Source organism: Arthrobacter sp. AL12 (assembly GCF_029960645.1).
Lineage (GTDB): Bacteria > Actinomycetota > Actinomycetes > Actinomycetales > Micrococcaceae > Arthrobacter.
The window spans coordinates 1-24,831 of record NZ_JASBQY010000013.1 but is presented as its reverse complement, the minus strand read 5'-3'; the positions used below and the strand labels follow the sequence as shown (position 1 = coordinate 24,831).

The 24,831-nt window shown below is 68.1% G+C and carries 28 protein-coding genes; 19 read left to right on the top strand and 9 right to left on the bottom strand.

The annotated features are described in order from the left end of the window. The first annotated feature begins 192 nt into the window (after window positions 1–192). From QK291_RS13855 to QK291_RS13845, 3 genes are all read left to right on the top strand, one after another. Entirely contained in the window at window positions 193–642 is a 450-nt protein-coding gene (locus tag QK291_RS13855; protein WP_282382868.1) for an SseB family protein, read from the top strand. A gap of 64 nt (window positions 643–706) precedes the next feature. Further along, the gene (locus tag QK291_RS13850) at window positions 707–1,750 is read left to right on the top strand and encodes a Ppx/GppA phosphatase family protein (RefSeq protein ID WP_282382865.1); all 1,044 of its coding nucleotides are present in this window, start codon (window positions 707–709) and stop codon (window positions 1,748–1,750) included. 116 nt (window positions 1,751–1,866) lie between these two features. Beyond that, complete coding sequence (locus tag QK291_RS13845; RefSeq protein WP_282382862.1) at window positions 1,867–2,208, top strand: YciI family protein; 342 nt, start codon at window positions 1,867–1,869, stop codon at window positions 2,206–2,208. Here the strand turns inward: QK291_RS13845 and QK291_RS19065 are convergent. Next, window positions 2,205–2,591, bottom strand: coding sequence for a hypothetical protein (locus QK291_RS19065; protein WP_348994579.1), 387 nt, complete (start codon window positions 2,589–2,591; stop codon window positions 2,205–2,207). The two genes, QK291_RS13845 and QK291_RS19065, sit on opposite strands and share 4 nt — an antisense overlap. On the opposite strand from QK291_RS19065, the gene QK291_RS13840 reads away from it, so the two are divergent. The 3 genes from QK291_RS13840 (at window position 2,575) to QK291_RS13830 (ending at window position 5,163) form a co-directional block, all read left to right on the top strand. After that, complete coding sequence (locus QK291_RS13840; RefSeq protein ID WP_348994578.1) at window positions 2,575–3,399, top strand: DUF6596 domain-containing protein; 825 nt, start codon at window positions 2,575–2,577, stop codon at window positions 3,397–3,399. The two genes, QK291_RS19065 and QK291_RS13840, sit on opposite strands and share 17 nt — an antisense overlap. 295 nt (window positions 3,400–3,694) lie before the next feature. Next, window positions 3,695–4,528 (top strand): pyrroline-5-carboxylate reductase, encoded by an 834-nt coding sequence (gene proC, locus QK291_RS13835; protein ID WP_282382860.1) that lies wholly within the window; start codon window positions 3,695–3,697, stop codon window positions 4,526–4,528. A gap of 50 nt (window positions 4,529–4,578) precedes the next feature. Beyond that, on the top strand, window positions 4,579–5,163 hold the full coding sequence (locus QK291_RS13830) for an HhH-GPD-type base excision DNA repair protein (RefSeq protein ID WP_282382858.1): 585 nt from the start codon (window positions 4,579–4,581) through the stop codon (window positions 5,161–5,163). A 141-nt stretch (window positions 5,164–5,304) separates the two neighbouring features. Here the strand turns inward: QK291_RS13830 and QK291_RS13825 are convergent, their stop codons facing one another. Both QK291_RS13825 and QK291_RS13820 read right to left on the bottom strand, forming a co-directional pair. After that, window positions 5,305–5,991, bottom strand: a complete 687-nt coding sequence (locus tag QK291_RS13825; RefSeq protein WP_282382856.1) for a TrkA family potassium uptake protein — start codon at window positions 5,989–5,991, stop codon at window positions 5,305–5,307. Beyond that, window positions 5,984–7,414, bottom strand: a complete 1,431-nt coding sequence (locus QK291_RS13820) for a potassium transporter TrkG (protein ID WP_282382855.1) — start codon at window positions 7,412–7,414, stop codon at window positions 5,984–5,986. Before QK291_RS13820 ends, QK291_RS13825 begins: the two co-directional genes overlap by 8 nt. A 103-nt stretch (window positions 7,415–7,517) precedes the next feature. Here QK291_RS13820 and QK291_RS13815 point away from each other — a divergent pair, with 103 nt between their 5' ends. After that, complete coding sequence (locus tag QK291_RS13815; RefSeq protein ID WP_282382854.1) at window positions 7,518–8,741, top strand: acetoin utilization protein AcuC; 1,224 nt, start codon at window positions 7,518–7,520, stop codon at window positions 8,739–8,741. A gap of 68 nt (window positions 8,742–8,809) precedes the next feature. Here the strand turns inward: QK291_RS13815 and QK291_RS13810 are convergent, their stop codons facing one another. Then, complete coding sequence (locus QK291_RS13810; RefSeq protein WP_282382852.1) at window positions 8,810–9,322, bottom strand: hypothetical protein; 513 nt, start codon at window positions 9,320–9,322, stop codon at window positions 8,810–8,812. Window positions 9,323–9,482: 160 nt separating this feature from the next. On the opposite strand from QK291_RS13810, the gene QK291_RS13805 reads away from it, so the two are divergent. Then, window positions 9,483–10,070 (top strand): metalloregulator ArsR/SmtB family transcription factor, encoded by a 588-nt coding sequence (locus QK291_RS13805; protein WP_282382848.1) that lies wholly within the window; start codon window positions 9,483–9,485, stop codon window positions 10,068–10,070. A 168-nt stretch (window positions 10,071–10,238) separates the two neighbouring features. Here the strand turns inward: QK291_RS13805 and QK291_RS13800 are convergent, their stop codons facing one another. Beyond that, window positions 10,239–11,567: an alpha-hydroxy acid oxidase gene (locus QK291_RS13800; protein WP_282382846.1), complete on the bottom strand. Its 1,329-nt coding sequence runs from the start codon at window positions 11,565–11,567 to the stop codon at window positions 10,239–10,241. A gap of 133 nt (window positions 11,568–11,700) precedes the next feature. Between QK291_RS13800 and QK291_RS13795 the strand changes: the two genes are divergently transcribed. From QK291_RS13795 to QK291_RS13780, 4 genes are all read left to right on the top strand, one after another. Then, a complete protein-coding gene (locus tag QK291_RS13795) occupies window positions 11,701–12,390 on the top strand; it encodes an FCD domain-containing protein (RefSeq protein ID WP_282382843.1) in 690 nt (229 codons plus the stop codon). A 267-nt stretch (window positions 12,391–12,657) separates the two neighbouring features. Then, window positions 12,658–13,770 (top strand): 3-deoxy-7-phosphoheptulonate synthase, encoded by a 1,113-nt coding sequence (locus QK291_RS13790; protein ID WP_282382841.1) that lies wholly within the window; start codon window positions 12,658–12,660, stop codon window positions 13,768–13,770. Between the two features lie 219 nt (window positions 13,771–13,989). Beyond that, entirely contained in the window at window positions 13,990–14,202 is a 213-nt protein-coding gene (locus QK291_RS13785; protein WP_282382838.1) for a helix-turn-helix domain-containing protein, read from the top strand. 200 nt (window positions 14,203–14,402) lie between these two features. Further along, window positions 14,403–14,501: an AURKAIP1/COX24 domain-containing protein gene (locus tag QK291_RS13780; RefSeq protein ID WP_003792170.1), complete on the top strand. Its 99-nt coding sequence runs from the start codon at window positions 14,403–14,405 to the stop codon at window positions 14,499–14,501. A 277-nt stretch (window positions 14,502–14,778) separates the two neighbouring features. Here the strand turns inward: QK291_RS13780 and QK291_RS13775 are convergent, their stop codons facing one another. Next, window positions 14,779–15,612 carry an HAD-IB family hydrolase gene (locus tag QK291_RS13775; RefSeq protein ID WP_282382836.1) on the bottom strand — a complete coding sequence of 278 codons (834 nt, stop codon included), beginning with the start codon at window positions 15,610–15,612 and terminating at the stop codon, window positions 14,779–14,781. A 111-nt stretch (window positions 15,613–15,723) separates the two neighbouring features. Between QK291_RS13775 and QK291_RS13770 the strand changes: the two genes are divergently transcribed. Both QK291_RS13770 and QK291_RS13765 read left to right on the top strand, forming a co-directional pair. Next, on the top strand, window positions 15,724–15,984 hold the full coding sequence (locus QK291_RS13770; RefSeq protein WP_282382833.1) for a glutaredoxin family protein: 261 nt from the start codon (window positions 15,724–15,726) through the stop codon (window positions 15,982–15,984). 74 nt (window positions 15,985–16,058) lie between these two features. Beyond that, on the top strand, window positions 16,059–16,754 hold the full coding sequence (locus QK291_RS13765) for a redox-sensing transcriptional repressor Rex (protein WP_282382831.1): 696 nt from the start codon (window positions 16,059–16,061) through the stop codon (window positions 16,752–16,754). Between the two features lie 48 nt (window positions 16,755–16,802). Here the strand turns inward: QK291_RS13765 and QK291_RS13760 are convergent, their stop codons facing one another. From QK291_RS13760 to QK291_RS13750, 3 genes are all read right to left on the bottom strand, one after another. Beyond that, window positions 16,803–17,678, bottom strand: a complete 876-nt coding sequence (locus QK291_RS13760; protein WP_282382830.1) for a hypothetical protein — start codon at window positions 17,676–17,678, stop codon at window positions 16,803–16,805. Between the two features lie 235 nt (window positions 17,679–17,913). After that, window positions 17,914–18,525: a hypothetical protein gene (locus QK291_RS13755; RefSeq protein WP_282382828.1), complete on the bottom strand. Its 612-nt coding sequence runs from the start codon at window positions 18,523–18,525 to the stop codon at window positions 17,914–17,916. Between the two features lie 322 nt (window positions 18,526–18,847). Further along, window positions 18,848–19,396 carry a YceI family protein gene (locus QK291_RS13750; RefSeq protein ID WP_282382826.1) on the bottom strand — a complete coding sequence of 183 codons (549 nt, stop codon included), beginning with the start codon at window positions 19,394–19,396 and terminating at the stop codon, window positions 18,848–18,850. A 211-nt stretch (window positions 19,397–19,607) separates the two neighbouring features. Here QK291_RS13750 and QK291_RS13745 point away from each other — a divergent pair, with 211 nt between their 5' ends. The 5 genes from QK291_RS13745 to ccsB are packed head-to-tail and all read left to right on the top strand — an operon-like array spanning window position 19,608 to window position 24,672. Beyond that, the gene (locus QK291_RS13745; RefSeq protein WP_282382825.1) at window positions 19,608–20,273 is read left to right on the top strand and encodes a histidine phosphatase family protein; all 666 of its coding nucleotides are present in this window, start codon (window positions 19,608–19,610) and stop codon (window positions 20,271–20,273) included. 2 nt (window positions 20,274–20,275) lie between these two features. Continuing rightward, window positions 20,276–20,896, top strand: a complete 621-nt coding sequence (locus QK291_RS13740; RefSeq protein WP_282382822.1) for a TlpA disulfide reductase family protein — start codon at window positions 20,276–20,278, stop codon at window positions 20,894–20,896. A gap of 16 nt (window positions 20,897–20,912) precedes the next feature. Continuing rightward, window positions 20,913–21,668, top strand: coding sequence for a cytochrome c biogenesis protein CcdA (locus QK291_RS13735; RefSeq protein ID WP_282382820.1), 756 nt, complete (start codon window positions 20,913–20,915; stop codon window positions 21,666–21,668). Further along, window positions 21,668–23,557 (top strand): cytochrome c biogenesis protein ResB, encoded by a 1,890-nt coding sequence (locus QK291_RS13730; RefSeq protein WP_282382818.1) that lies wholly within the window; start codon window positions 21,668–21,670, stop codon window positions 23,555–23,557. The genes QK291_RS13735 and QK291_RS13730 overlap by 1 nt, the downstream gene beginning before the upstream one ends. Next, a complete protein-coding gene (gene ccsB / locus QK291_RS13725; RefSeq protein ID WP_282382816.1) occupies window positions 23,557–24,672 on the top strand; it encodes a c-type cytochrome biogenesis protein CcsB in 1,116 nt (371 codons plus the stop codon). Before QK291_RS13730 ends, ccsB begins: the two co-directional genes overlap by 1 nt. Window positions 24,673–24,831: the final 159 nt, after the last annotated feature.

Genomic DNA, 24,831 nt, shown 5'->3' with positions numbered 1-24,831 from the left:
GCCGGAGTCGCCGGCAGGAGTAGCCCTGGTGCGCCGGAGTCGCCGGAAGCGTGCGGAGTCGCCGGCAGGAGTCGGCCCTGGTGCGCCGAGGTCGCCGGAAGCGTGCGGAGTCGCCGGAAGTTTCCGGCGAATCCATGCGTTTCCGGCGATTTCGCGTTTGCGGACCCGGGCGCAACGTGATCGAGTAGAGACATGACTGAACAGCCCGATCACTTGGACCTCCGGCCGCTGAACGACCTCGAAGAGCAGCTTGCCAAGGGGGAGGATCCCGACGCCAACCCCGTTGACGTCATCCTGGCCTTCCTCAACAACGAGGTTTACATCGTTAGCTCCGACGCGCTCGAAGGCGCCGATGACCAGGTCGAGCCGCTGGTGCTGGCCAACTCCGCCGGCAAGCCTGTCCTTGCCGTGTTCTCCCACCCGAGCCGCGTCACCGAGCAGTACCTGGCCGCCGCCCCCAACGTGCTCGGCACGCAGGGCGCCGCGATCCTGGGCAACCTCGGCGACGACCTCGGCATGGTCATCAACCCCGGTGCGGCCTTCGGCTTCGAAATCGATCCGGAAGGCGTGGCGAACATCCGCCGCGACTTCAAGCCCACGGACGACGCCGAAGACGCCCCCGGCCCGGAACACCAGGCCTGAGCCGATGACAGGGGCGCTTCCGGCCCGTTAGGCGGGCCGTGTGCCCCGGGGCAATAATGGCACTATGCGTCTTGGCGTCCTCGATATTGGATCAAACACCGTCCACCTCCTGCTCGTGGATGCCCACCCCGGTGCGCGCCCCGTGCCCTTCGCCTCGCACAAGCGCCCGCTCTCCCTCGTGCAGTTCCTCGAGAGCGACGGCAGCATCAACGACGAAGGCCAGCATGAGCTGATCGAGTTCGTCCTCGAAGCGTGGGAATTCGCAGCCAAGCACAAGGCCGAAGACCTGCTGGCGTTCTGTACCTCCGCCATCCGCGAGGCAACCAATGGCCCGGCCGTGCTGGCGCGGGTCAAGCATGAGACCACCGTGACGTTGCGGGAACTGACCGGCAGCGAAGAGGCCTCGATGACGTTCTTCGCCGTCCGCCGCTGGTACGGCTGGGGCGTCGGCCCCATCCTGAACCTCGACATCGGCGGCGGCTCCTTCGAGATGGCCTACGGGGAGGATGAACTCCCCGAACTCGCGACCTCCGTCCCGCTCGGCGCGAGCCGGCTCACCCGGGACTGGCTGCAGGAAGACCCGCCCTCGGCCAAAAGCGTGAAGGAACTTCGCCGCTATATCCGGACCACGCTCAAGCCTGTGGTGCGCGACTTCGCGAAGCTGGGCACGGCAAACCACGTCGCTGGCACCTCCAAGACCTTCCGCTCGCTGGCACGGATCGCCGGGGCCGCGCCCAGCGCCGCGGGCCCCTACGTCAAGCGTGAACTGTTCGCCACGGACCTGGGCCTCTGGGCGCAGCGCATCTCGGCCATGGAGGTGGAGGACCGGCTGAACCTTCCCGGTGTCTCGGAAGCCCGTGCCCCCCAGCTCCTGGCCGGGGCCCTGGTGGCCGAAGCGGCCCTGGAGATGTTCGAGTTCCCGAGCATGGAGATCTGCCCCTGGGCACTCCGCGAAGGCCTGATCCTCCGCCGGCTGGATCAGCTGGTCTTCGAGGGGCCCCTGGATCCCGCACCCCACGTGACCCAGACCGACCATCCCGCGAGGCCGCAGTCGCCCGATACAGAGGCATCGGACGCATCGAAATCCCAGTCAGCCGGCGCCCGGTGACGGCTTCCCCGGAGGCCTGACTGCCGGCAGTGATTTGTAGATCCGGGGGCAGGCCGTTCGTCTAATGGGTGAGAGGCCGGTACTGGACCGGCCGAATCGTCAAGGAGGACAGCACCATGGCACAGTACCTGCTCAGCGTGTACCAGCCCGTTGGCCCGGCCCCGGCCCCGGAGTTCCTGGAGCCGATCATGCGGGACGTCGAGGCCCTGAACGGCGAGATGAAGGAAGCCGGCGCCTGGGTGTTCGCCGCCGGGCTGCATCCCGCCGAGGCCGCCACCGTCGTGCGGCAACGGGGCACCGACGTGCTCATTACCGACGGTCCCTTCGCCGAAGCCAAGGAGCACCTCGGCGGGTTCACCATCATCGAGGCCGAGGACCTCGACGCAGCCCTTGGCTGGGCCGAAAAACTGGCCCGCGCCGCCACCCTTCCCATCGAAGTGCGACCCATCCAGCACTAGGCACGCCCCGGATGGTCAGCGAAACAGCGCCTGCGCCGCCGCCGGAACACACCGGGGCGCCAGTGCCCGCCGGGGGAACGGCGACGGAGGCGGACATTGCCGGCGTCTTCCGGAAGGAGTACGGGCGGGCCGTCGCCGTCCTGACCCGCGTCCTCGGGGAAATCGACGCCGCCGAGGACGCCGTCCAGGAAGCCTTCACGCTCGCCGTCCGGCACTGGCCCTTCACCCGGCCTCCCGCCGAGCCCCGCGGGCTGGATCATCACCACGGCCAGGAACCGGGCGACCGACCGGCTGCGCCGGGAAGCCGGGCGCGGCGACTCACGGCCGCGCGGCTGCAGGCCGCCCGGTCCCCGGCGCGCCTTCCTGGTGCCCGAACCCACCATGGCCCAGCGCCTGGTGCGGGCCAAGGCGAAAATCCGGGATGTCAGGATTCCGGACGGGGTGCCGGGCGGGGCGGACCTTCCGGCGCGCCTGCCGCCGGTTCTCGCGGTGGTGTACCTCATCTTCAACGAGGGTTACTGCGCCAGTTCCGGCGGTCCGCTCATCCGGGAGGACCTCTGCCCGGAAGCGATCCGGCTGGGCCGGCTGCTGGCCACGCTGATGCCGGACGAAGCCGAAGTTATGGGCCTGCTGGCACTGATGCTGCTGACCGAGTCACGGCGCGCCGCGCGGGAAGCCGGCGGCGGCCCGGTGCTCCTGGCGGACCAGGACCGACGCTTGTGGGACCGTGCCCTGATCGCGGAGGGCCAGGACCTGGTGCGGCAGTGCCTGTGGCGGAACCAGCCCGGACCGTACCAGCTCCAAGCAGCCATCAGTGCGGTCCACAGCGATGTGCCCGACGGCGGCGCCACGGACTGGCGGCAGATCCTCCGGCTGTACGACCGGCTCCTTGAACTCGCGCCCGGAGCTGTCGTGGCCCTCAACCGGGCGGTCGCACTGGCCGAGCTGGAGGGCCCAGAACCTGCCCTGCGCCTCGTCGACGCGCTCGGGCTCGAGGGCTACTCCCCGTTCCACGCAGTCCGGGCCGAATTCCTGGCCCGGCTGGAGCGCAACGGTGAGGCGGCCGCAGCGTACGACGCGGCGCTGCAGCTGGCCGGAAACGCCGCCGACAGGACATTCCTTGAGTCCCGGCTGCGCGATTCCCGGCAGCGTGAGTCCAGGTTGCGCGGGGCGAGGCCGGACCCGGACTGAATCGGTCAAGCGCCGAAAACTCAGGGCTTCCGCAATGGAGCCGTATGTCTGCCGGGGAGGCTGCCGCAGGACTGCCGGGGTGGCCGCCCGTTAACGGCGAAGGCACCGGCGGTCCGCTGCGGGAAAATGGGGGAAACCCGCTGCAGACCACCGGTGCCGGGCAGACATCCGCATGCCTGCCGCATCACTCGCACCCTCAATGAGGTAAGCACTACGTTAGTTCCGGAGTTTGTGAAGACCCTGACCCGAAGATGGGAGCTGGCTGGGAATCGGGCCGGACTGCAATGATGGGGGCATGAGCAACCGAATCGCATTCCTGGGCTGTGGATCAATGAACGAGGCCATCCTGGGCGGCCTGATCGCCGGCGGCACCGACCCGGCGGACATCGTCGCCACGGTCCGCCGCGCTGAACGCGCCGACCAGCTGGCCAAACGGCATCACGGCATCACGGCCATCGCCGGCGCCGAAGAGCCGGATAACAATAGACAGGCGGCCACCGGCTCCGGCGTCGTGATTCTGGGCGTCAAACCCGTGGGCATCGCGGATCTGGCCCGTGAGATCGGCGGCTCGCTGGCACCGGACACGATCGTCATCAGCGTCGCCGCCGCCGTGTCGCTGGAGCAGCTGGAAGCGGCCCTGCCGGCAGGGCAGCCCGTGATCCGGAGCATGCCCAACACCCCGGCGCAGCTGGGCCGGGGTGTCATCTCCGTGTCGGCGGGCACCCACTGCTCCCCGGCCCAGCTCCAGCTCGCCAAGGACCTCCTGGCCTCGGCGGGCACCGTCGTCGAAATTCCCGAAGACCAGGTCGATGCGCTGTCCGCGATCAGCGGCTCCGGCCCGGCATACGCGTTCTACCTGGTCGAAGCGATGGCCGACGCCGGCGTCGAACTCGGACTGGACCGTGAGCTGTCGCTGCTGATTGCCCGGGAAACCGTCGCCGGGGCGGGTTTCATGCTGGCCGAAGCGGGTGCGGATCCGACGGCGCTGCGCAAGTCCGTCACCAGCCCCAACGGAACCACCGAACGGGCCATCGCGACCTTTGACGCGCGCGGCCTGCCCTCGATCATCGCCGACGGCGCCCGCGCCGCCGCCGAAAGGGCCGCGGAGATCACCAAGCAGCTCGGCTAACGATGGCGCCACCGATGACGCACAGCGGACCGGATGGCAGGATGGGACGCATGGAACTGCACATCACAGGGGACCCCGCGGCCGACAAACTACTCAGCGACGACGCGTTTGCGCTGCTCACCGGCATGCTGCTTGACCAACAGGTGACCATGGAATCGGCCTTTGCCGGTCCGGAGAAAATCCGGACCCGCATCGGCTCCATGGATCCGGCCGCGATCGCCGGCTACGATCCGCAAAAGTTCGTCGAGATGTTCAAAGAGAGCCCGGCCGTCCACCGGTTCCCCGGATCCATGGCCGGCCGCGTCCAGTCCCTTGCCGAGACGGTGCAGAACGAATGGGGCGGCGACGCTACTGCCATCTGGACGCAGGGTGACCCCGACGGGCCGGAGGTGCTGCGCCGGCTCAAGGCATTGCCCGGATTTGGCGAGCAAAAAGCGAAGATCTTCCTGGCGCTGCTGGGGAAGCGGTGTGGCCTGAGGGCTGAAGGCTGGCGCGAGGCCGCCGGGCACTATGGTCAGGAGAACGCCTTCCTGTCCGTCGCTGACATTGTGGATCCGGAGTCGCTGAGCAAGGTGCGGGCCAGCAAGCAGGCGGCCAAAGCTGCTGCGAAGGCTGCGAAGACCGCCGGGCACTGACAGCGGGGTGGCTCGTGCCCCGGACAGCGCAGCGTCCACTCCGCGGAAACGACGCGGCGAAGTCGACGCGCAACCCGTCTCATGACGCGCGACCCGTCTCGATGCCGACGTGCGTCGGTCTTCCCGCACGGTACGGCGCCGCTACGGCCGGGCGGCGAACCTCTCCAGCAGGTCCACGTGCCCGGAAACAATGAGCATGTCCCGGGAGGACACCTTCGTCTCCGGCCGGGCGTAGGTGAAGTCCTCGCCCGGGGACTTGACGCCCACGATCGTGACGCCGTACTTGGACCGGACCTTGGATTCGTCCAGGGTGAAGCCCACGGTTTCGCGCGGCGGATACATTTTCACGATCGCGAAGTCGTCGTCGAACTCGATGAAGTCAAGCATCCGGCCGGAGACCAGGTGCGCGGCGCGGACACCGGCGTCGGCCTCCGGGTAGATCACGTGGTTGGCGCCGATCCGGGTCAGGATCTTGCCGTGCGAGGGCGTGATCGCCTTGACCCAGAGGTGCTCGATGCCGAGGTCCACGAGGTTCACGGTGATCAGCACCGAGGATTCAATCGAGGTGCCCACCCCCACGACGGCGGAGCTGAACTCCTGCGCGCCGAGCTGGCGGAGCGCATCGATATTGGTGGCGTCGGCCTCCACGACGTGGGTCAGGGTGCTGGACCACTTCTGCACGAGGTTCCGGTCGCGTTCGATGGCCAGCACCTCGCGGCCCTGCTTGACGAGCTGTTCGGCGGTGGAGGCGCCGAAACGGCCCAGCCCGATCACCAGCACGGGGGCATTGTGGGCGGGACGGTTGACGGCGCCTGAGGAACTAGCCAATGATCGGTCTCTCTTCCGGGTAGTGGTACAGCTGGCTGCGCTGGCGCAGGGCCAGTGCAGCGGCAAGGGTGACGGTCCCGACACGCCCGGCGAACATCAGGGCGGTGAGGACGTAAACGCCCGACGGCGGCAGCTCGGCACTGAGGTTCGTGCTGAGCCCCACCGTGGCGAAGGCGGAAATGGTTTCAAAGAGCACCCGGTCCAGCGACGCGCCGCTGATGTGGAGCAGCAGCATGGCCGAGACAGCGACGAGGGAGGCGCCGGCGACAATAACCGAGATGGCCACCCGCATGGTGCCCTCGGGGATGGTGCGGCCGTAGACCTTCACGTCGGAGTCGCCGCGGGCCTCGGCCGCGATAGCCAGGAACATCACGGCGATCGTGGTCACCTTGATGCCGCCCGCCGTCGACGCCGAACCTCCGCCGGCGAACATGAGGGCGTCGGTCAGGAGCATGGTGGTGGAGTCCAACTGGTTCTGGTCCACCAGGTTGAAGCCGCCGGAGCGGGTCATCACGGAAGCAAACAGCGAATGAGTGATCTTGTCCCCGACGCTCATGCCGCCGATGGTCCGCAGGTTATCCCATTCCATCAGCCCCCACAGCACGGTCCCGGCCCCCAGGAGGATCAGCGAGACCTGGATGGTCAGCTTGGTGTGCAGGTTCCACTTCTTCCAGTTCAGGCCGTTCTGCTGCAGCACCATCACCACGGGGAAGCCCAGGCTGCCGAGGAAGACGCCGAGCATCAGCGGGACGAGGATCCACAGATCGGTCTCGTACGGGACGATGCCGTCCGAGTGCGGGGTGAACCCGGCGTTGTTGAACGACGAAATCGAATAGAACACCCCGTGCCAGACGGCCTGGCCGAAGCTCTCGCCCAGCATCAGGAACCGGGGGACCAGCGCCAGCGCCAGCACGGCCTCGATCACCACCGAAGTCACGATGACGATCCGCAGCAGGGTGCCCACTTCACCAAGGCGGCCGGCGTTCATGGCCTCCTGGGCGATCAGCTTGCCGCGGACACCCAGCTTCTTGCTCACCATGAGGGCCAGCAGGGACGCCAGGGTCAGGGTGCCCAGGCCGCCCACGAAGATGCCGACCAGGATGACGAGCTGGCCGAAGAAGGACCAGTGCACCGCCGTGGACACCACGGTCAGCCCCGTCACGCAGACGGCGGACACGGCGGTGAACATGGCCTGGTGCAGCGGGGTGAAATCACCGGTGGCGGAGGAAACCGGAAGGGACAACAGGGCAGTAAAGACAAGGACCACCGCGCCGAATGCGGTCAGGGCGAGGCGGGCCGGGGACGTGTTGGCGATGTTGTCGACAAAGTCGCGGAGGCGTGTGAAGATCCACAGGCCTTCCCGCTCCGGAGTGCCCGGCTGCCAGTTGGCCGGGCTCTGGGACCTCGACTGGCTCTGCGTCATGTGTGGCTTTTCCTCGCTTGAGACTGCTTCCTTCAGTAGTAAACCACTAAACCCCCCGCAATGACTGGGGGACGGGACCCCGCGCTCGGGTAGCCTGTGATTGATGACATACCTTCCCGGGCTCGCCAAGGCCGCACTGCCAACGACGGTGGTGTGGGATCCCTCCATGACCGCCTACAACTTCGGCCACAGCCACCCGATGGCCCCGGAGCGGATGGAGCTCACCGCCAGGCTGGCCGGAAGCCTCGGTCTGCTGGACCTGGAGCACGTCTCAGTCTCGGCCCCGCACGTCGCCAGCGACGCGGAACTGGCCACCGTCCACAGCCCCGAGTTCGTCGCGGCCGTGCGGCGCGTCAGCGCGGATCCCGGCACCCCGGACCTGGAACGCGGTCTCGGCACCGAGGATGACCCGGCCTTCGCCGGGATGCACGAGGCCAGTGCCCGGCTGGCCGGCGGCTCCCTCCTCGCCGCCGCCGCCATCCTGGACGGCAGTGCCGTCCGGGCGGTGAACTTCGGCGGGGGCATGCACCACGCGGCCCGCGAGCGAGCGAGCGGCTTCTGCATTTACAACGACGCGGCCCTCGCCATCCAGCGGCTGCTCGACGGCGGTCTGCAGCGCGTGGTGTACATCGACATCGACGCACACCACGGCGACGGAACCCAGAGCATCTTCTGGGACGACCCGCGCGTGCTGACGATCTCCCTGCACGAGACGGGGCTGACCTTGTTCCCGGGCACCGGCTACGCCAACGAGATCGGCGGGCCCAACGCGCAGGGCAGCGCCGTGAACATCGCCCTGCCGGCCGGCACCGGGGACGGCGGCTGGCTGCGCGCCTTCCACGCCGTGGTGCCGCAACTGGTGGGCTCCTTCGAGCCCGAGGTCATCGTGAGCCAGCACGGCTGCGACTCCCACCGGCTGGACCCGCTCACCCACCTCAACATCAGCGTCGACGCCCAGCGGGAGGCCGCCACCGCGATCGGCAACCTCGCGGCCAGGTACTGCGAGAACCGCTGGATCTCCACCGGCGGCGGGGGCTACAACGTCATCACCGTGGTGCCGCGGGCCTGGAGCCACCTGATCGCGATCGCTGCCGGGCGCCCCGTCCCGCTGCGCACCCCGGTGCCGGAGGACTGGCGCAGCTACGTGAAGGAAAAATACGGGGACAAGTACGGGGTCGCCGCGCCGGAAATGATGGGCGACGACGTCGATCTCTGGTGGCGCTCCTGGGAGGTCGGCTTCGACCCGAACGACGAGGTGGACCGGACGGTCATGGCCACCCGCAAGGAGATCTTCCCGCTCTACGGGCTGGACCCCTGGTTCGACTAGCGGGCTGGCCGTTGCGGCCGTTATGAGCCCTGAAAACGGCCCCTGCTGCGAGTTGGATGGGTACCCGGCTAGCCGGCCTCGGACGCCTGCGGGCTGGGCTTCTCGGTTTGGAACACCACGCCGGCCGCCCCGATGATCCAGCCCAGCAGCGAGAGTGAGAACGCGCCGATCAGGTCGGTTGAGGCGGTGCCTTTCGCCAGCCACACGCCGAGCACCAGCAGCCCGACCACGAGGTACACGATCAACGCTGCGATGACCCGGCCCGACAGCTTTGAAGTGAACCCGCTGGCCTCGAAGACGCCGGCCCGGGCCTGGCGGGCAGCCTCCGCGTTGCCACTCTGCTCCTCCCGACGCACCTCGGCCATGGTGAAGCCGAGTGCCGAGGCGGTCAGTGAACTAAGTGAGGTGGACAGTGCCCCGGCGGCGCAGACGACGGCGCCGTTCAGCGTGGGCGCCGTGTCCGGGACCTCAGGAACGAACACCCAGACCTGGACCAGCACGCTGCCCCAGACGATCACGAACAGGGCCAGGAACACGGCAGCGATGATGTTGAACAGCTGGTTACGGAAGAAATCCCCCATGGTGGTCCACTCCTCTGCGTCGGTAGGCTGCGGCCTGACCTGCCGGGTAGGCGGTGCGTCCGTTTTAGCACCGAGCCCGGAAGGGGGCAATGCCCGCCGCTCCAGCCGGGGTCATAATTGGTGGATGCCATCCGGCGTATATGTCGCTAGTGTGGAGGGCATGGTGACAGACGACGTATTTGCCGTCATTGCTGAGGCAACCCGGCGTGACATTCTGGTATCCCTCCGCAAGGGGGACAAGGCAGTGGGGGAGCTGGTCCAGGAGCTCGAGGCCAGCCAGCCGACCATTTCCAAACATCTGAAGGTACTCCGCGAAGCGGACCTGGTCAGCATGCGCGCCCAGGGCCAGAAGCGCTACTACACGCTCAACCCCAAGCCGCTGGCCGGGATCGCCAGCTGGCTGGAGACGTTCGACGTCGGCGCTGCCGCCACACCGGAACCGTCACCGACCAGGACGGCGGAACCACGGCTCCAGCCCGTCCCCGACACCCTCGCCGCAGCCGCCACGGCCACCCCGCCCACAGCACCAGCCGCGCCCGCCTCGCCGTACTCCGGCCCGGCGTCGCAGCCCGCCGCGGCGCTCGCCGGACGGCCCGCCGGAAGCCCGCTGAGCCCCGCCGTCGTTCTTCCGGTCGGCACGGCGGGCGAGGACAAAATGCCGCAGCAGATCGGCCGCACTGTCGGCCGGGCCGCCACTCGCGCCGCCGACCTTCTGGCTAGCCTGCCGAAGTTCGGCCGCAAGAAGTAGCCCAGGCCGTTCCGGGCCCGCCAGCTCGGGTGTGTGCCGCGCCACATCGCTCTTTGCTCGCCCAGGGGCTCATTTAGGACCCGACTCCGCCAAGGGCGCCGAGTGGGCAGTTCGCGGCGGTGTTCCGGTCGAACACCGCCGCGAACTGCCCACTCGCGGAACTGCAGGCTACTCGGAGAGGAGCCGCACGTGGTCCGGGGTCAGCTCCGAGATCCGGCTGACACCGAGCAGGGCCATGGTGCGGAGCATGTCTTTTTCCAGGATCTCGAGGGCCCGGTCCACGCCGGCCCGCCCGCCGGCCATCAGGCCGTAGAGGTAGGCGCGGCCGATCATCGTGAAGTCCGCGCCCAGGGCCAGAGCGGCTATGATGTCCGCGCCGCTCATGATGCCGGTGTCCAGGATGATCGCGGCGTCGCTGTTGTCAGCCCTCAGCGCAGCCTTCACGTCGGGGAGCAGGTGGAACGGGATCGGGGCGCGGTCCAGCTGGCGTCCGCCATGGTTGGAGAGCACCACGCCGTCGGCCCCGTGGTCCACAACCCGGCGGGCGTCCTCCACGGTCTGGATGCCCTTGACCACGAGCTTGCCCTGCCAGGTTTCGCGCAGCCAGTCGAGGTCATCGAAGGTCAGGGTGGGGTCGAACATCGAGTTGATCAGGTCCGCGACGGTGCCGGTGTAGCGGGACAGCGAGGCGAAGGTCAGCGGCTCGTGGGTGAGGAAATTGAACCACCACTCCGGCCGGTAGGAGGCATCCAGCACGGTTTTGATCGTCAGCGCCGGGGGAATGGTCATGCCGTTGCGGACATCGCGCAACCGTGCCCCGGCGACGGCGGTGTCCACGGTGACCATCAGGGTGTCGTTGCCGGCCCTGGCGGCGCGTTCGATCAGCTCCAGCGAGCGGTCCCGGTCGGTCCACAGGTAGAGCTGGAACCAGTTCCGGCCGTCCGGCGCGGCGGCGGCCACGTCCTCGATGGAGGCCGTGCCCATGGTTGAGAGCGTGTACGGGATGCCGGCAGCCGCGGCGGCCTGGGAACCGGCGTATTCGCCCTCGGACTGCATCATCCGGGTGAAGCCGGTGGGTGCGATGCCGACCGGCAGCCGGGACGACTTGCCGAGGATGTCGGTGGTCAGGTCTATTTTGGAGACATTACGGAGGATGCCGGGCCGGAACTCGATGTCCAGGAACGCCTCGCGGGCGCGGCGCAGGGTGATCTCCGCTTCGGCCGCGCCGTCGGTGTAGTCGAACGGGGCCTGCGGGGTGCGTCGCTTGGCCTGGTCGCGGAGGTCCCAGATGGTGCTGGCGCGCCGCAGCCGGGCGGCGCGGCTGAATTCGGGCTTCTTGAACTGCATCAGCGGGGCGAGGTCCGAGTACTTGGGGACGCGGCGCTTGAGGGCCGCCGGAATGATCCCCGGGGCGGCTGCGGCGGAGCGGGTGCCCGCGACGGTGTCTTCGGGTTGCGTGGGCGCCTCGGGGTTGCCGGGCTCGATGGTCTGCGTCATTGCTGCCTCCGGGCAGGTCTCATGTTCCTGGATGTCGGAATCCCCGCCGGACTCAGAACAAAATGCAGCCGCCGGGGTGTGGTCCAACCACAGTCTAGGCGTGTGGTCCAACCACATCAAGTAGGATGTGCCCATGCGTACGCACCAGCTTGTCCTGCAGTGGATCGAGAGCCAGCTCTCCAGCGGGCAACTGGCCCTCGGTGGACGGCTTCCGGCCGAGCGTTCCCTCGCCGAGCAGCTCCAGGTCTCCCGCACCTCCGTCCGCGAGGCCATCCGCGTGCTGGAGGCCATGGGTGTGCTCCGGGCCGGGGTGGGGTCTGGCCCGGAGGCGGGGACCGTCGTGATTGCCGACCCGACGGCGGCGCTGGGCTCGGCGCTCCGGCTGCACGTCGCCACCTCGCACCTGCCCGTCAGGGACATTGTGGAGACACGCGTGCTGCTCGAATCCTGGGCCGCTTCCCGGGCACGCCCGGAGTCGCCCGCGCTGGCCGAGGCGGCCCGGCTGCTGGAGCAAATGGACAGCTGCGCCGAGACGGAGGCGTTCCTGGCCCTGGATGTCCGCTTCCACCTGGCCCTCGCGGACGCCGCGGGCAATGCCGTCGTCAGCGCCATGATGGGCTCCCTCCGCGAAGCCATCCAGGATTATGCCGGACGGCTGACCGGAAACCTCCCGGACTGGGAGGCCACGGCGGTGCGGCTCCGGGCCGAACACCGGGGCATCCTGGCAGCCATCTCCGACCACGACGGCGGCCGCGCGGCGCAGCTGGTGGCGGACCACATCGAGGGCTACTACGCGGAAGCCGGGCTGGGGTCCGGGTCCTGATCTGCACGCTGCCCCGCGGCTGGTCTCCCGGCCAGGGACGGAATGTTACGACCCGGATTTTGCCGGGAAGACAACCGCCGGGCTATCGTCACAGCATGACAAACCGTTGGTATGCGTATTTTTCGTTGGCTCTGGAGGGGCCCGCGTCTAGCTGACACGCATCCAACCTTCCTTCAGAGCCAACAGGGCAGAGATCATTCTCTGCCCTTCGCCATTTCCCGGCGGGTTCTGACCAGGGCCCGCTCCGCACCCCGGAACAGGACCCCCATGAGCATCGAAGCAGCCCCCGCATCCCAGCAGTCCACGTCCAACCTGCGCGTCAGCGAGTTCACCCCACTGCCCACCCCGCAGGAAATCGTCGCGGAGCTGCCGCTGGATCCCCGCCTGGCCGAGACCGTGGCGCGGGGCCGGGACGAGGTCCGCGCGATCATGGACGGCGTCGATGACCGCCTGCTCGTCGTCGTGGGCCCGTGCTCCATCCACGATCCCAAGGCCGGCCTCGAATACGCCCGCCGGCTGGTCAGCCAGGCCGAGAAGCACAAGGAAGACCTGCTGGTGGTGATGCGGGCCTACTTCGAAAAGCCCCGCACCACGGTGGGCTGGAAGGGCCTGATCAACGACCCCCGGCTCGACGGCAGCCACGACATCGCCGCCGGGCTCCGCGCCGCGCGCCGCTTCCTGCAGCAGGTCACCGCACTCGGGCTGCCGGCCGGCACCGAGTTCCTGGAACCGATCAGCCCGCAGTACATGGCGGACCTCGTCTCCTGGGGCGCCATCGGTGCCCGCACCACCGAAAGCCAGATCCACCGCCAGCTGGCGTCCGGGCTGTCCATGCCGATCGGGTTCAAAAACGGGACCGACGGCGACCTCCAGGTCGCGCTCGACGCGTGCAGCGCCGCCGGCGCAGCCCAGGCATTTCTCGGCATCGACGGCGAGGGCCGGGCCGCCCTGGTCTCCACCGCCGGCAACCCCGACACACACATCATCCTGCGCGGCGGACGCAAGGGACCGAACTACTCCGCCGCCGACGTGGAAGACACCACCGCCAAACTGGCCGCCAAGCAGCTCAACCCGCGGCTCATCGTTGACGCGAGCCACGCCAACAGCGGCAAGAACCACCACCGGCAGGCCGAAGTGGCCTTCGAAATCGGTGCGCAACTGGAAAACGGCGGCACCTCGGCAGGTGCCATCGCCGGCGTCATGCTGGAGAGTTTCCTCGTCAGCGGGGCGCAGAACCTCGACGTCGCCGAGCACGCCGCCGGAACCGATGATCTGGTCTACGGCCAGAGCGTCACGGACGCCTGTATGGACTGGGATGTCACGGCCTCGGTCCTCGCACAGCTGGCAGCCTCCGCACGTGTCCGCCGGACCCGGGGCTAGGCGAAACTGCGGGGCCCGTGGTGCGGCGGCCCGAGTGGTGAGGCGGGGGTGGTGCGGCTAAAGCCGGTGCGGGGCCCGGGGGATTCCTGCGCAACTCTTTCACATTGGCACCATCAGCCCCTAGAGTATCTAACACATGGTTGTTTGATGGCTCAGCATCGGCACACCGCCATGTCTTTCAGATGAGGCTGCCGTTCGCTTGAGCAAAGGAATAAGGAAATGTCTTCGGAGGCTAACTTCTCCAATGCGCGCTTCTTGACCGTGGCGGAAGTCGCGGATGTGATGCGCGTGTCCAAAATGACCGTGTACCGACTAGTTCATTCCGGCGAGATGCCGGCTGTCCGTTTCGGTCGCTCCTACCGGGTGCCGGAAGCAGCCGTCGAACAGTACCTAAAGGGTGCTGTGGTCGACGGGAACACGGAAACAGGCTGAGCATCCACCGTCTTCTGCGGACGGAATTAGGATCTGCAGGCCCGGATGGTGCCTGCGGTCGTGGTGTGCCCCCGATAGGCGGTACCCTGTTAAGGAACGTTTTACGTCATTGTAAGAACCTGTCAGTTGTACAGTCTGCTGCTTAGCCCGCGGACCCTTTCCAACAGGCAGGGACTGCATCTAGCCGGTAAGGAACTTTCGTGGGTTCAGTTATTAAGAAGCGTCGCAAGCGTATGGCCAAGAAGAAGCACCGCAAGCTGCTTCGCAAGACGCGCCACCAGCGTCGCAATAAGAAGTAGAGATACTTCGCATCATGTGAATGCCCGTTGCCTTTCCGGCAGCGGGCATTTTCTTTTGGCATTTCCGCGCCTGGTTCGGACCGGCGACGCGCTTTCGGAACGGCGACGCGGGTGGGGACGGGCGCTACGCGGATCCGCGTAGCGCCGGACCAGAAACGTAGCGCGGAGCCGTAAGTGTGGCGCTGGACCGGAAACGCAGCGCTGAGCCGTATGCGTGGCGCCCAGCCGTAAGTGTGGCGCTGGACCGGATAGGTGGTGCGGAAGGTGGCGCTTGGGGTCAGACCGTGGGGCCGCGGAAGCGGGAGAACCCGCGCCAGAGGCCGTAGATGGCCCCTCCGACGGTCGCGGCCTTGAGCCCCAGGGTGGCTGCGCGGCGTCCGGCGCGGAAGTCGTAGACCGGCCAGTTGTTGTCGCGGGCGTGGCGGCGGAGACCGGAATCCGGGTTGATGGCCACGGGGTGCCCCACCATGCTCAGGAGCGGGATGTCGTTGCGCGAATCGCTGTACGCCCAGCACCGGGCCAGGTCCAGGCCCTCGGCCTCGGCCATTGCTTGGACGGCCACCGCCTTGGCGGGGCCGTGCAGGATCTCGCCGACCAGCCGGCCGGTGTAGGAGCCGTCGATGATTTCGCCGACCGTGCCGAGCGCGCCGGTGAGGCCCAGCCTGGTGGAGATCACCGTGGCCACCTCGATGGGCGTGGCGGTCACGAGCCAGACCCTGCGGCCCACCCGGAGGTGCTGCTCCGCCAGTGCCTTGGCTCCCGGCCAGATCCGGGATTCAATCATTTCGTCATAAACCTCTTCGCCGAGGACTTCAATGTCCTCAACGGTGAAGCCGGCGGCCAGGCCCAGGGCGGTGTCGCGGACGGCATGGACGTCATCCATCTTCTCGCCGCGCACCACGAACATGAACTGCTTCCAGGCAATACCGAGCGCCTGCGGAATCGTGAAGGCCCCGCGCTGGTGCATCTTGCGGGCCACGTGGAACAGGCTGGCCCCCCGCATGAGGGTGTTGTCGACGTCGAAGAACGCGGCTTCGCCGTGCTGCGCTACTGCAACAGGCTGTGCAGCAACGGGCTCGGTGACCACAACGGCGTGCTTCTCTTCGGGCATGGCACGAGTCTAGTCAACCCCGGGCCCGGTTCCCGTCGCGGGCCCGCGGCGGCGGCGCCGGACATCTCGAGGGCTTCGACGCGGGAGGGGCTGCCGGGCTACCGTGGAGTCATGCCCAGCCCCGACGTCGTCCTGATCACCAAAGCTGACTGCCATCTGTGCTCTGCGGCACGCGCCGCCGTCGACCGTGTCACCCAGGGTCTCGGGATCAGCTGGCGTGAGCAGTCCATCGATGACGACGCAGACTTGCGCGAACGTTTTGCGGAGGAGATCCCTGTGGTGCTGGTGGACGGCGTCCAGCGGGACTTCTGGAAGATCGACGAAGCCCGGCTGGAGCGGACGCTGCGGCGGGCGCTGGGCCAACAGGCTTGAGGCGCGGCGGCTTTGTTCGCTGAACTGCCGGGGCCCTAGAGTGGAGGTCATAACGCGACTCAATGGAGCTGATAGTGACTTCGCTGGATTCATCCCCTGACGCGATGCCCGGGGGAGCTGGGACTGCCGCCAAGCAGATCCCGCCCGCGGCCGTGGCCCGGCTGACCATTTATCTGCGCGCCCTCAGCATCCTGCTTGCCGAAGGCATTGATAGGGTCTCGTCCGAGTCCCTGGCCGAGGCCTCCGGGGTCAGTTCGTCCACGCTCCGCAAAGACCTGTCCTACGTCGGCTCCTACGGAACCCGTGGCGTCGGCTACGAGGTGCAGTACCTTAACCGGCATATCGCCGCTGCGCTGGGCCTGACTCGTGACTGGAAGGTCGCCATCGTCGGCGCCGGCAACCTCGGCAAGGCGCTGGCCCGGTACGGCGGATTCGAATCCCGGGGCTTCGACATTGTGGCGATCTTCGACGCGGACCAGATGGTGGTGGGCAGCGAGGTGGGCTGGCTGCGTGTCAGTGACGCTGCCGATCTCGAACCGGTGCTGCAGCGGACCGGCGCCAACATGGTGGTGCTGGCACTGCCGGCCGCCGTGGCGCAGGACGTCTGCGACCGGGTCATTGCCGCCGGTGTGCGGAGCATCCTCAGCTTCGCCCCGGTGATGCTGCAGGTGCCGCCCGGGGTGAACCTGCGCAAGGTGGACATGGCCACCGAACTGCAGATCCTTGCCTATCACGCACAAAGGGCGCAGGAGCCGGAGGATGCCGACTAGTCAGTCGGCCACTCCGGCTCCCGCGCCCGCTGCGCTGGTGCCTGCGGCTTAGTACGGTCCGCCCGGCTGCCCGTACGGGTTGGCGAACGGCTGCCGCTTGGCGAAGTACGGCGACGTGGCCGGCAGGTACAGCATGACAATGCCTGCGATGCCGAGCAGGACGGCCAGCGTGCCGAGGCTCAGCGGAGCGATGCTGAGGAGGGACAGGGCGGCGAAGACCGTCCCGAGGATCCGCGCCCAGTTCTTGCCTTTGCGCACGTTCAAGGCCACGAGCGCGTAGAGCCCGGCGCCGATCACGGCGAAGACCACGATGCTGCCGACCAGGAATCCTTTGACGTCTTCGTACCTGATCTCAGCGCCGCTCCCGGCCATCTGCTCCTCGAACTGGGCCCGCATCGCGGGGGAGTCGATCATGCCGATCGCCATCAGGAGCGACAAAACCCATACCGCGCCGGCAGCGACGATGAGCCAGAAGGCCGTGTTGACGAGCTTGGGCGTGCCAGCCGTGCCCGCCATGGCCTGCGGCTGCTCGGACGGGAACTGGGCGTAGGGGGACTGGCCGTACCCGGGCTGGCCGTACTGGGGAGCCTGCTTGTTGTACTGCGGCGGGTTCTGGCCGTACTGGGGAAGCTGCGGGGCGTTCTGGCCGTACTGCGGAGCCTGCTGTCCGTACGGCGGCGCGGACGGGGCCTGGCCGTACTGCGGCGCGGAAGGTGCGTTCTGGCCGTACTGCGGGTTCGACGGCGGCTGCTCGCCGTACTGCGGCGCGGAGGGTGCGTTCTGGCCGTACTGCGGGTTCGACGGCGGCTGCTCGCCGTACTGCGGCGCGGAGGGTGCGTTCTGGCCGTACTGCGGGTTCGACGGCGGCTTTTCGCCCGGCTCGGGGGAGTCCGGGTTCGACGGCGGGACTGGGGGGATGCTCATGGGCGTTCCTTTGCGTGGCGGTCTGATTCGGATACCGGAAACAGCTTCCTGCCCTGCCCCCAGCATGGTTTACGTACACCGTACCGCGGGCGGTCGCCCGCGCGGATCATTCCGGAGAGGTATTCTCACCGGGGCCCCGGCGCCGATCAGGGGGCCGGTTCCCCGGGCAGCCTAGATTGCCCGGAACCTGCTAAGGCGCAGGTCAGGTCCGGATCAGGCGCAGGTAGGGCGCAGGTCAGGCCCGGCCCCGCAGCGAGGAGAACCACGCCTGGGAGTTGGGCAGCCACATCAGCACGGTGGCCACCAGACTGATGGTGAAGCTCGGCCAACTGCCTGCTCCACGGCCGTCCGCCGCGCTGGTGTTGAGGACCGCAAGAATCAGGGAAATGCCGGCGACAATCGTGAGCGCGAAGCGGGCCCACTCGCGGCCCTCCTTCATCTTCATCGCCAGGATGACCTGTGCCCCCGAAAGGGCCAGTGCCACCAGCACCAGCAGGAGCACCAGGAAGCCCAGGCCCGGAACGACTGCGAGGAGCACGAACGCCTTGAAGAGGCCGACGACGCCGCCCAGCAGGCCCAGCAGTCCGCTGACGAGCCAGATCCAGTAGGCGATTTTGAGCTCGATTGGCAGCCAGCTGACCGTGAACATGCCGGAGAATCCGCCGTGGGGCATCACGTCATTGAAATTTCGGGGCCGGTCCGTCGGCATCTCAAAGCGGAATCCGCCAATCGTCTTGCCCGCAGGCTGGCCCCGCGGCCGGTTCGAGGACTCCTGGCCTGGTGCCGGCTTTCCCGGCGTCGGGTCGCCAGGATGCTGCGGCTGAGGTACCTCACGGGGGTTGCTCATGGCTCCCACTTTAGACCGCGGGTACGCCGGTCTGGAGGGAACTTCGGCATGTTGCGGGGCATGTCGGGGCGCCCTCAGCCGCGGGCAGTCCGCGCTCCGCGGGACTTGCATTTCCGGGGCGCCGCCGCCCCGACGCCGCAGCTACGACGCCGTCGTTCCCCGGCGCCGACTCCCGGGTCCGCCCCGCCGCCGCCGCGCTCCCCGGAAAACCCCCGGATTAAGTACAGCACCCCGCTCCGTCACACGGACGGAGCGGGGTGCCGGCGGCTCGAGACCGCGGGTCCGGCCAGCCCCTGGGGCCGGCCGGTCAAGCGTTGGGTGACTAGGCTGCGGGAGCGATGAAGGCCAGCTCGAGGTTGACGGCAACCTTGTCGCTGACGAGCACGCCGCCTGCTTCGAGGACGGCGTTCCAGGTCAGGCCGAAGTCCTTGCGGCTGATCGTGGTCTCGGCGGACAGGCCGGCGCGGGTCATGCCGAACGGGTCCACGGCAACGCCGTTGAACTCGGTCTCGAGGGCCACCTGGCGGGTAACACCCTTGATGGTCAGCTCGCCCTGGAGCTCGTAGCTGTCGCCCTTGGGGACGATGCTGTGGGAGACGAAGGAGATTTCCGGGAACTTCTCGACGTCGAAGAAGTCCTCGCCGCGGACGTGGCCGTCGCGGTTGGCGTCGCCGGAATCGAAGCTCGCGGTCTGGATCGTGGCGCTGACCTTGGAGTCGGCCACGTTCTCGGCGAGGTCCAGGCTAGCCTCGGCGTCCTTGAACTGACCGCGGACCTTGCTGATGCCAGCATGGCGGACGGTGAAGGCGATCTCGCTGTGCGAGTTGTCGAGGGTCCAGGTGCCGGTGGTGACGTTAGCGGGAAGTGCCATGGTGTTGCTCCTTGAGTCGGGTGGGTCGTGCGGGTGGTCTAATCGTCAGTTGAAGCATCATTTGTTGAAGTCTCAACTAACTGCTTCACCCAGTATAAACATGCATTTGCATCTTTTATTCCAACTCCGGGGAACATTTCTTCAAACTCTTCAGTTCTACTTCGTGTAGAAGATTTCGTCATTGCCCCTGCCCTTTGAGAAACTGGTACACATGCCCCAAGCCACTGTTCATTTGCTCCGCCACGGCGAGGTCTACAATCCCGACGGCGTCCTGTACGGCAGGCTGCCCGAGTTCCATCTCTCCGAACTCGGCCAGGAGATGGCCCGGGTGCTTGCGGAGCACTTCAGCGCGCGGGCCGCTCAGGGGGCCAACATCGTCCACCTCGCCGCCTCGCCGCTGACCCGAGCGCAGGAAACGGCGCAGCCCATCGCCGAGGCGCTCAGCCTCGGGATCACCAGCGAGGACCGGATCATCGAGGCGGCCAACTACTTCGAGGGCCTCCACGTCAACAAGGGCGAGATCCTCAGGCCCAAGCACTGGCCCATGCTGCGCAACCCGTTCCGGCCCTCCTGGGGCGAGCCCTACAAGGACCAGGCCGCCCGGGTCATCGCCGCGGTGCAGGACGCCCGGCTGCGCGCCATCGAGCTCGGCGGCGACGGCGCCGAGGCCATCCTCGTCAGCCACCAGCTGCCCATCTGGGCCACCCGGCTCAGCGCCGAGGGCCGGCCGCTGTGGCATGATCCGCGCCAACGCGAATGCACCCTCACCTCGGTCACTTCGCTGGTGTTCGACGACGCCGGGAACCTCCTGCGCGTCGAGTACAGCGAGCCTGCTGCCGCCCTTCTCCCCGGTGCCTCCAGCACCCCCGGAGCCTGAGCATGACCGCAAACCACGGCAACGCATTCCCGGTGTCCCGCCGCAGCGTCCTGACGGCGGGCGGTGCGGCGCTCGCCGTCGTGCTGGGACTCTCCGGCTGCGCCCAGGAGGACGCGCTGGCGCAGCAGGCCAAGGCCGGCGACAACAAGAACTACGTGGCCGGGGACGGTTCGGTGACCGAGTTCGCCGCCGCGGACCGTAAGAGCGCCATCCCTATCGAGGGCACGCTGTTTGACGGCACCGCGGTGACACCCGAGGCCTTCCAGGGCAAGGTGACCGTGCTCAACTTCTGGTTCGCGGCCTGCGCGCCCTGCCGGGTGGAGGCGCCCGAGCTGGAGGCCCTGCACCAGGAGTTCAAGACCCAGGGTGTGCAGTTCTTCGGGGTCAACCTCCGCGACGAGAAGGCCACGGCGGAAGCGTTCGAGAAGAGCTTCAACCTGACCTACCCGAGCTTCAACGACAAGGACGGCGCTGTGCTGCTGGCCGTGTCCGGGCTGGTTCCGCCGGGGGCCGTGCCCACCACGCTGGTGCTCGACAAGCAGGGACGCGTGGCCTCCCGTGTCCTCGGCGAGATCCAAAGTGGGACCCTGAAGTCCCTCATCGCCGCTGCCGTGGCCGAGTAGCGGACGGACAGCCACCGTGAACAGCCCCTTCGCCGAAGCCATCCTGAGCGGATCGCTGCTGCTGGCCATCCCCGTGGCACTGCTCGCCGGCTTCGTCTCTTTCCTCTCGCCCTGCGTGCTGCCCCTCGTGCCGGGGTACCTGGGCTACGTCACGGGACTGACCGGCGTCGACCTCCAGAAGCAGAAGCGCGGCCGCATGCTGGCCGGCATCGGGCTTTTTGTCCTGGGCTTCTCGGTGATTTTTGTGCTGCTCGGCGGGGCTTTCGGGCAGCTGGGGACGCTGATCACCGGCTCGCAGAATGCCTGGATCACCCAGGTCCTGGGCCTCCTCGTGATCGTCATGGGCGTGGTGTTCATGGGCGGCTTCGGCTGGCTCCAGCGTGACGCCAAGATCCAGTCGAAGCCGCCAGCCGGGCTGTGGGGCGCGCCGCTGCTGGGCATCACCTTCGGCCTCGGCTGGGCGCCCTGCATCGGCCCGACCTACTCCGCCGTCCAGCTGCTGAGCCTCTCCGGCGGGTCCTCGGCCGCGAAAGGCGCGTTCCTGGCCTTCGTCTACAGCCTGGGCCTGGGCATCCCGTTCCTGCTGATCGCCCTGGCCGTGCGCCGCGGGATCGGCGTGATGTCCTTCTTCCGCAAGCACCGGCTCGCCATCCAGCGCATCGGCGGCGGCATCCTGGTGGGGCTGGGCCTGCTGATGGCCAGCGGCGTCTGGGGAACCTGGGTTTCCGAATTGCAGTACTGGTTCCAAACCGATGTGAAATTGCCGATCTGATGAGCGAGCGAGTGAACGAAGAGAAGAAGTCCCCGGCCCCCGGCGCCACGTCCGGCGGCAGCCAACCCGACGGCGCGTCCGCCGGGAAGTCCGGCACCAAGTCCGGCTCCATGTCCGGCGGCAGCCCTGTGGCCGCCGCCAAGGCTGAAGCTGTCCTTCCCACGCTCGGGCCGCTGGGCATGCTCCGCTGGGCCTGGACCCAGCTGACCAGCATGCGCACCGCGCTGTTCCTGCTGCTGATGCTGGCGGTCGGCGCGGTTCCCGGTTCGCTGTTCCCGCAGCGGCCCGCGAACCCCTCGATCGTCACGCAGTACATCAAGGACAACCCGGACTACGGCAAAATCCTCGACTCGCTCCAGCTCTACGACGTGTACTCCTCGGCGTGGTTCTCGGCGATCTACATCCTGCTCTTCATCTCGCTGATCGGCTGTGTGGTCCCGCGCGCCATCGCGCACTACAAGGCCATGCGCTCCCAGCCGCCGCGGACGCCCGCGCGGCTGTCCCGGCTGCCCGAATACGGCACCCTCGTGCTCCCCGCCGGGGCCGGGGTCCCGGCGTCGCGCGCCATTGACGACGCCGCCGGGCTGCTGACGAAGCGCGGCTACCGCGTCGACGTCCGCGACCGCGACGGCGCCCGGCCCTCGATCGGTGCCGAGCGCGGCTTCCTGCGCGAGGTCGGCAACCTGGTCTTCCATACCGCCCTGATCGGTGTGCTCGTCTCGGTCGCGGTCGGCGGGCTGTTCGGCTACAGCGGGCAGCGGATCCTCGTGGAGGGCGACACCTTCGTGAACACGCTCGTCGGCTACGACCAGTTCACCCCGGGCAGCAATTTCCAGAGCAGCCAGCTGGAGCCGTACTCGGTCCAGCTGGACAAGTTCCAGATCACCTTCGACCGGGAGTCCCAGGGCAAGATAGGCCAGCCCATCGACTTCCAGGCCGACGTCACCACCCGGGAATCCCCGGACGCACCCGCCCGGAAAGAGGTGCTGAAGGTCAACGACCCGCTCACCCTCGGCGGCACCAGTATGTACCTCACCGGCAATGGCTACGCCCCGGTGGTCACCATCCGCGACGGCGCCGGCAACATCGCCATGCAGGGCCCGGTCGTGGCCAAGCTGCAGGGCGACAACTACTACTCCTCCGCCGTCATCAAGGTCCCCGACGCCAAACCGGATCAGCTCGCCTTCGCCGGGTTCTTCCTGCCCACCGCGTTCGTCACCGAGGAAGGCGTGTCCTTCAGCGGCGATCCGGAGCTGTTCAACCCGCAGCTGACCCTGAACTCGTACTACGGCGACCTCGGCCTGGACGACGGCGCCCCGCAGAACGTCTTCGAGCTCGACGTCAAGAAGCTCACCCCGCTCAACGCCCGCAACCTCGACGCCGGCGGCATCACCCTCTCCCCGGGCACCAGCTACACCCTCCCGGACGGCAAGGGCACCATCAGCTTCGGCGGCGTGAAGCGCTACATCGGCGTCGACATCCACCACAACCCAGGCCAGCTCTACGCCCTGATCTTCGCGCTGCTGGCGGTGGCCGGCCTGGTCACCTCGCTGTACGTGAACCGCCGCCGCGTCTGGGTCCGGACCGGAACGCACGCGGACGGCCGCACCATGGTCGAGTACGGTCTCCTGGCCCGCGGCGAGGACCACCGGCTGGCCGGGGAGGCCGCCGCGATCCGCAGGCTGCTCGCCGGGGCCTGGGATCTCGACGACGACGGCGGCTCCCAGTCGGCTCCCAGCGGGGGAGCGGATAATAACCGGGCGGACACCACACGGCCCGGTGCCAGTGCGGGTGCCAGTGCCGATGTCGGGCAGGCCTCCCCGGACCACCCCGCAGCAGACTTCATCCAGTCAACAGCAGGCTCTTCCGAGTCAAAGAAGGAACAGTAATGCTCCCCATCAACGAAACCATGGGCCAGTACAGCGAGTTGTTCATGCTCCTCGCCGCAGGCACCTACACGGTGGCGTTCATCGCCTTCGCGTGGGACCTGGCCAAGAGCAGCAAAACGCTGCGCGCGGTGGACCTCAAGGCCGCCGGGCTCGCCGGTGCCGCGGCCGCCCGCGTCCCGGTGGCCGCCGGCGTCGGGGCCTCCTCCTCCGCCGGTACTGTTGACCGCGCCGACGGGGACGTGGCCGGGCCTGTGGGCCGGGCCGAGCGTCCGACATCGTCCGTGGCCGGCGGTTCCGGCGGGAACGCCGCCGGGATCGGCCACACAGCCGACGGCACCATGCGCTACGCCGCCGAGCGCCGCGCCCCCGCCCGGGTCGCCGTCGCCCTGACCGTGCTCGGTGCCGCCATCCACGCGGCCGGCGTCATCACCCGGGCCCTCGGCGCGGGCCGGGTGCCGTGGGGGAACATGTACGAGTTCCTCACCACCGGCGCGTTCGTGGCCGTGGCGGTCTTCCTGCTGGTCCTGGTCCGGCGCGACCTGCGCTTCCTCGGCACCTTCGTGGTGGGCCTGGCGATCATCATGCTCGTGGCTGCCTCCGTGGCGTACTGGACGCCGGTGGGGCACCTCGTTCCCGCGCTGCAGAGCTACTGGCTGATCATCCACGTCTCGATCGCCGTGCTGTCCTCGGCGCTGTTCACCCTGACCTTCGCGATGTCCGCGCTGCAGCTGGTCCAGACGCACCGGCAGAAGACCATCGCGGCCGGGGGTGCCGACAAGCTGGGCTTCATGCGCCTCGTGCCGTCCGCGCTGAGCCTGGAGAACCTCTCGTACCGGATCAACGCCATCGCATTTGTCGGCTGGACCTTCACGCTCATGTTCGGCGCCATCTGGGCGGAGAAGGCCTGGGGCCGGTTCTGGGGCTGGGACACCAAGGAAGTGTGGACCTTCGTGATCTGGGTGGTCTACGCCGGCTACCTGCACGCCCGCGCCACCCGCGGCTGGACCGGAACCCGCGCGGCCTGGCTCTCGATCGTCGGCTACCTCTGCGTGGTCTTCAACTTCACCATCGTGAACCAGTTCTTCAACGGCCTGCACTCCTACTCGGGGCTGTAGCCCGCGGCCCTTACCCTCCGCGGTTCGCCCGCCACGCATCTGTCACGCATGGCCGCTAAGCCTCCCCGCTTAGCGGCCATTCGTGTCAGATGGGTGCCCGGCGTGCCACCGCCTTGCGTCGATTTGCCACGAGTGGCCGCTATTCCGGCGTGCGTGGCG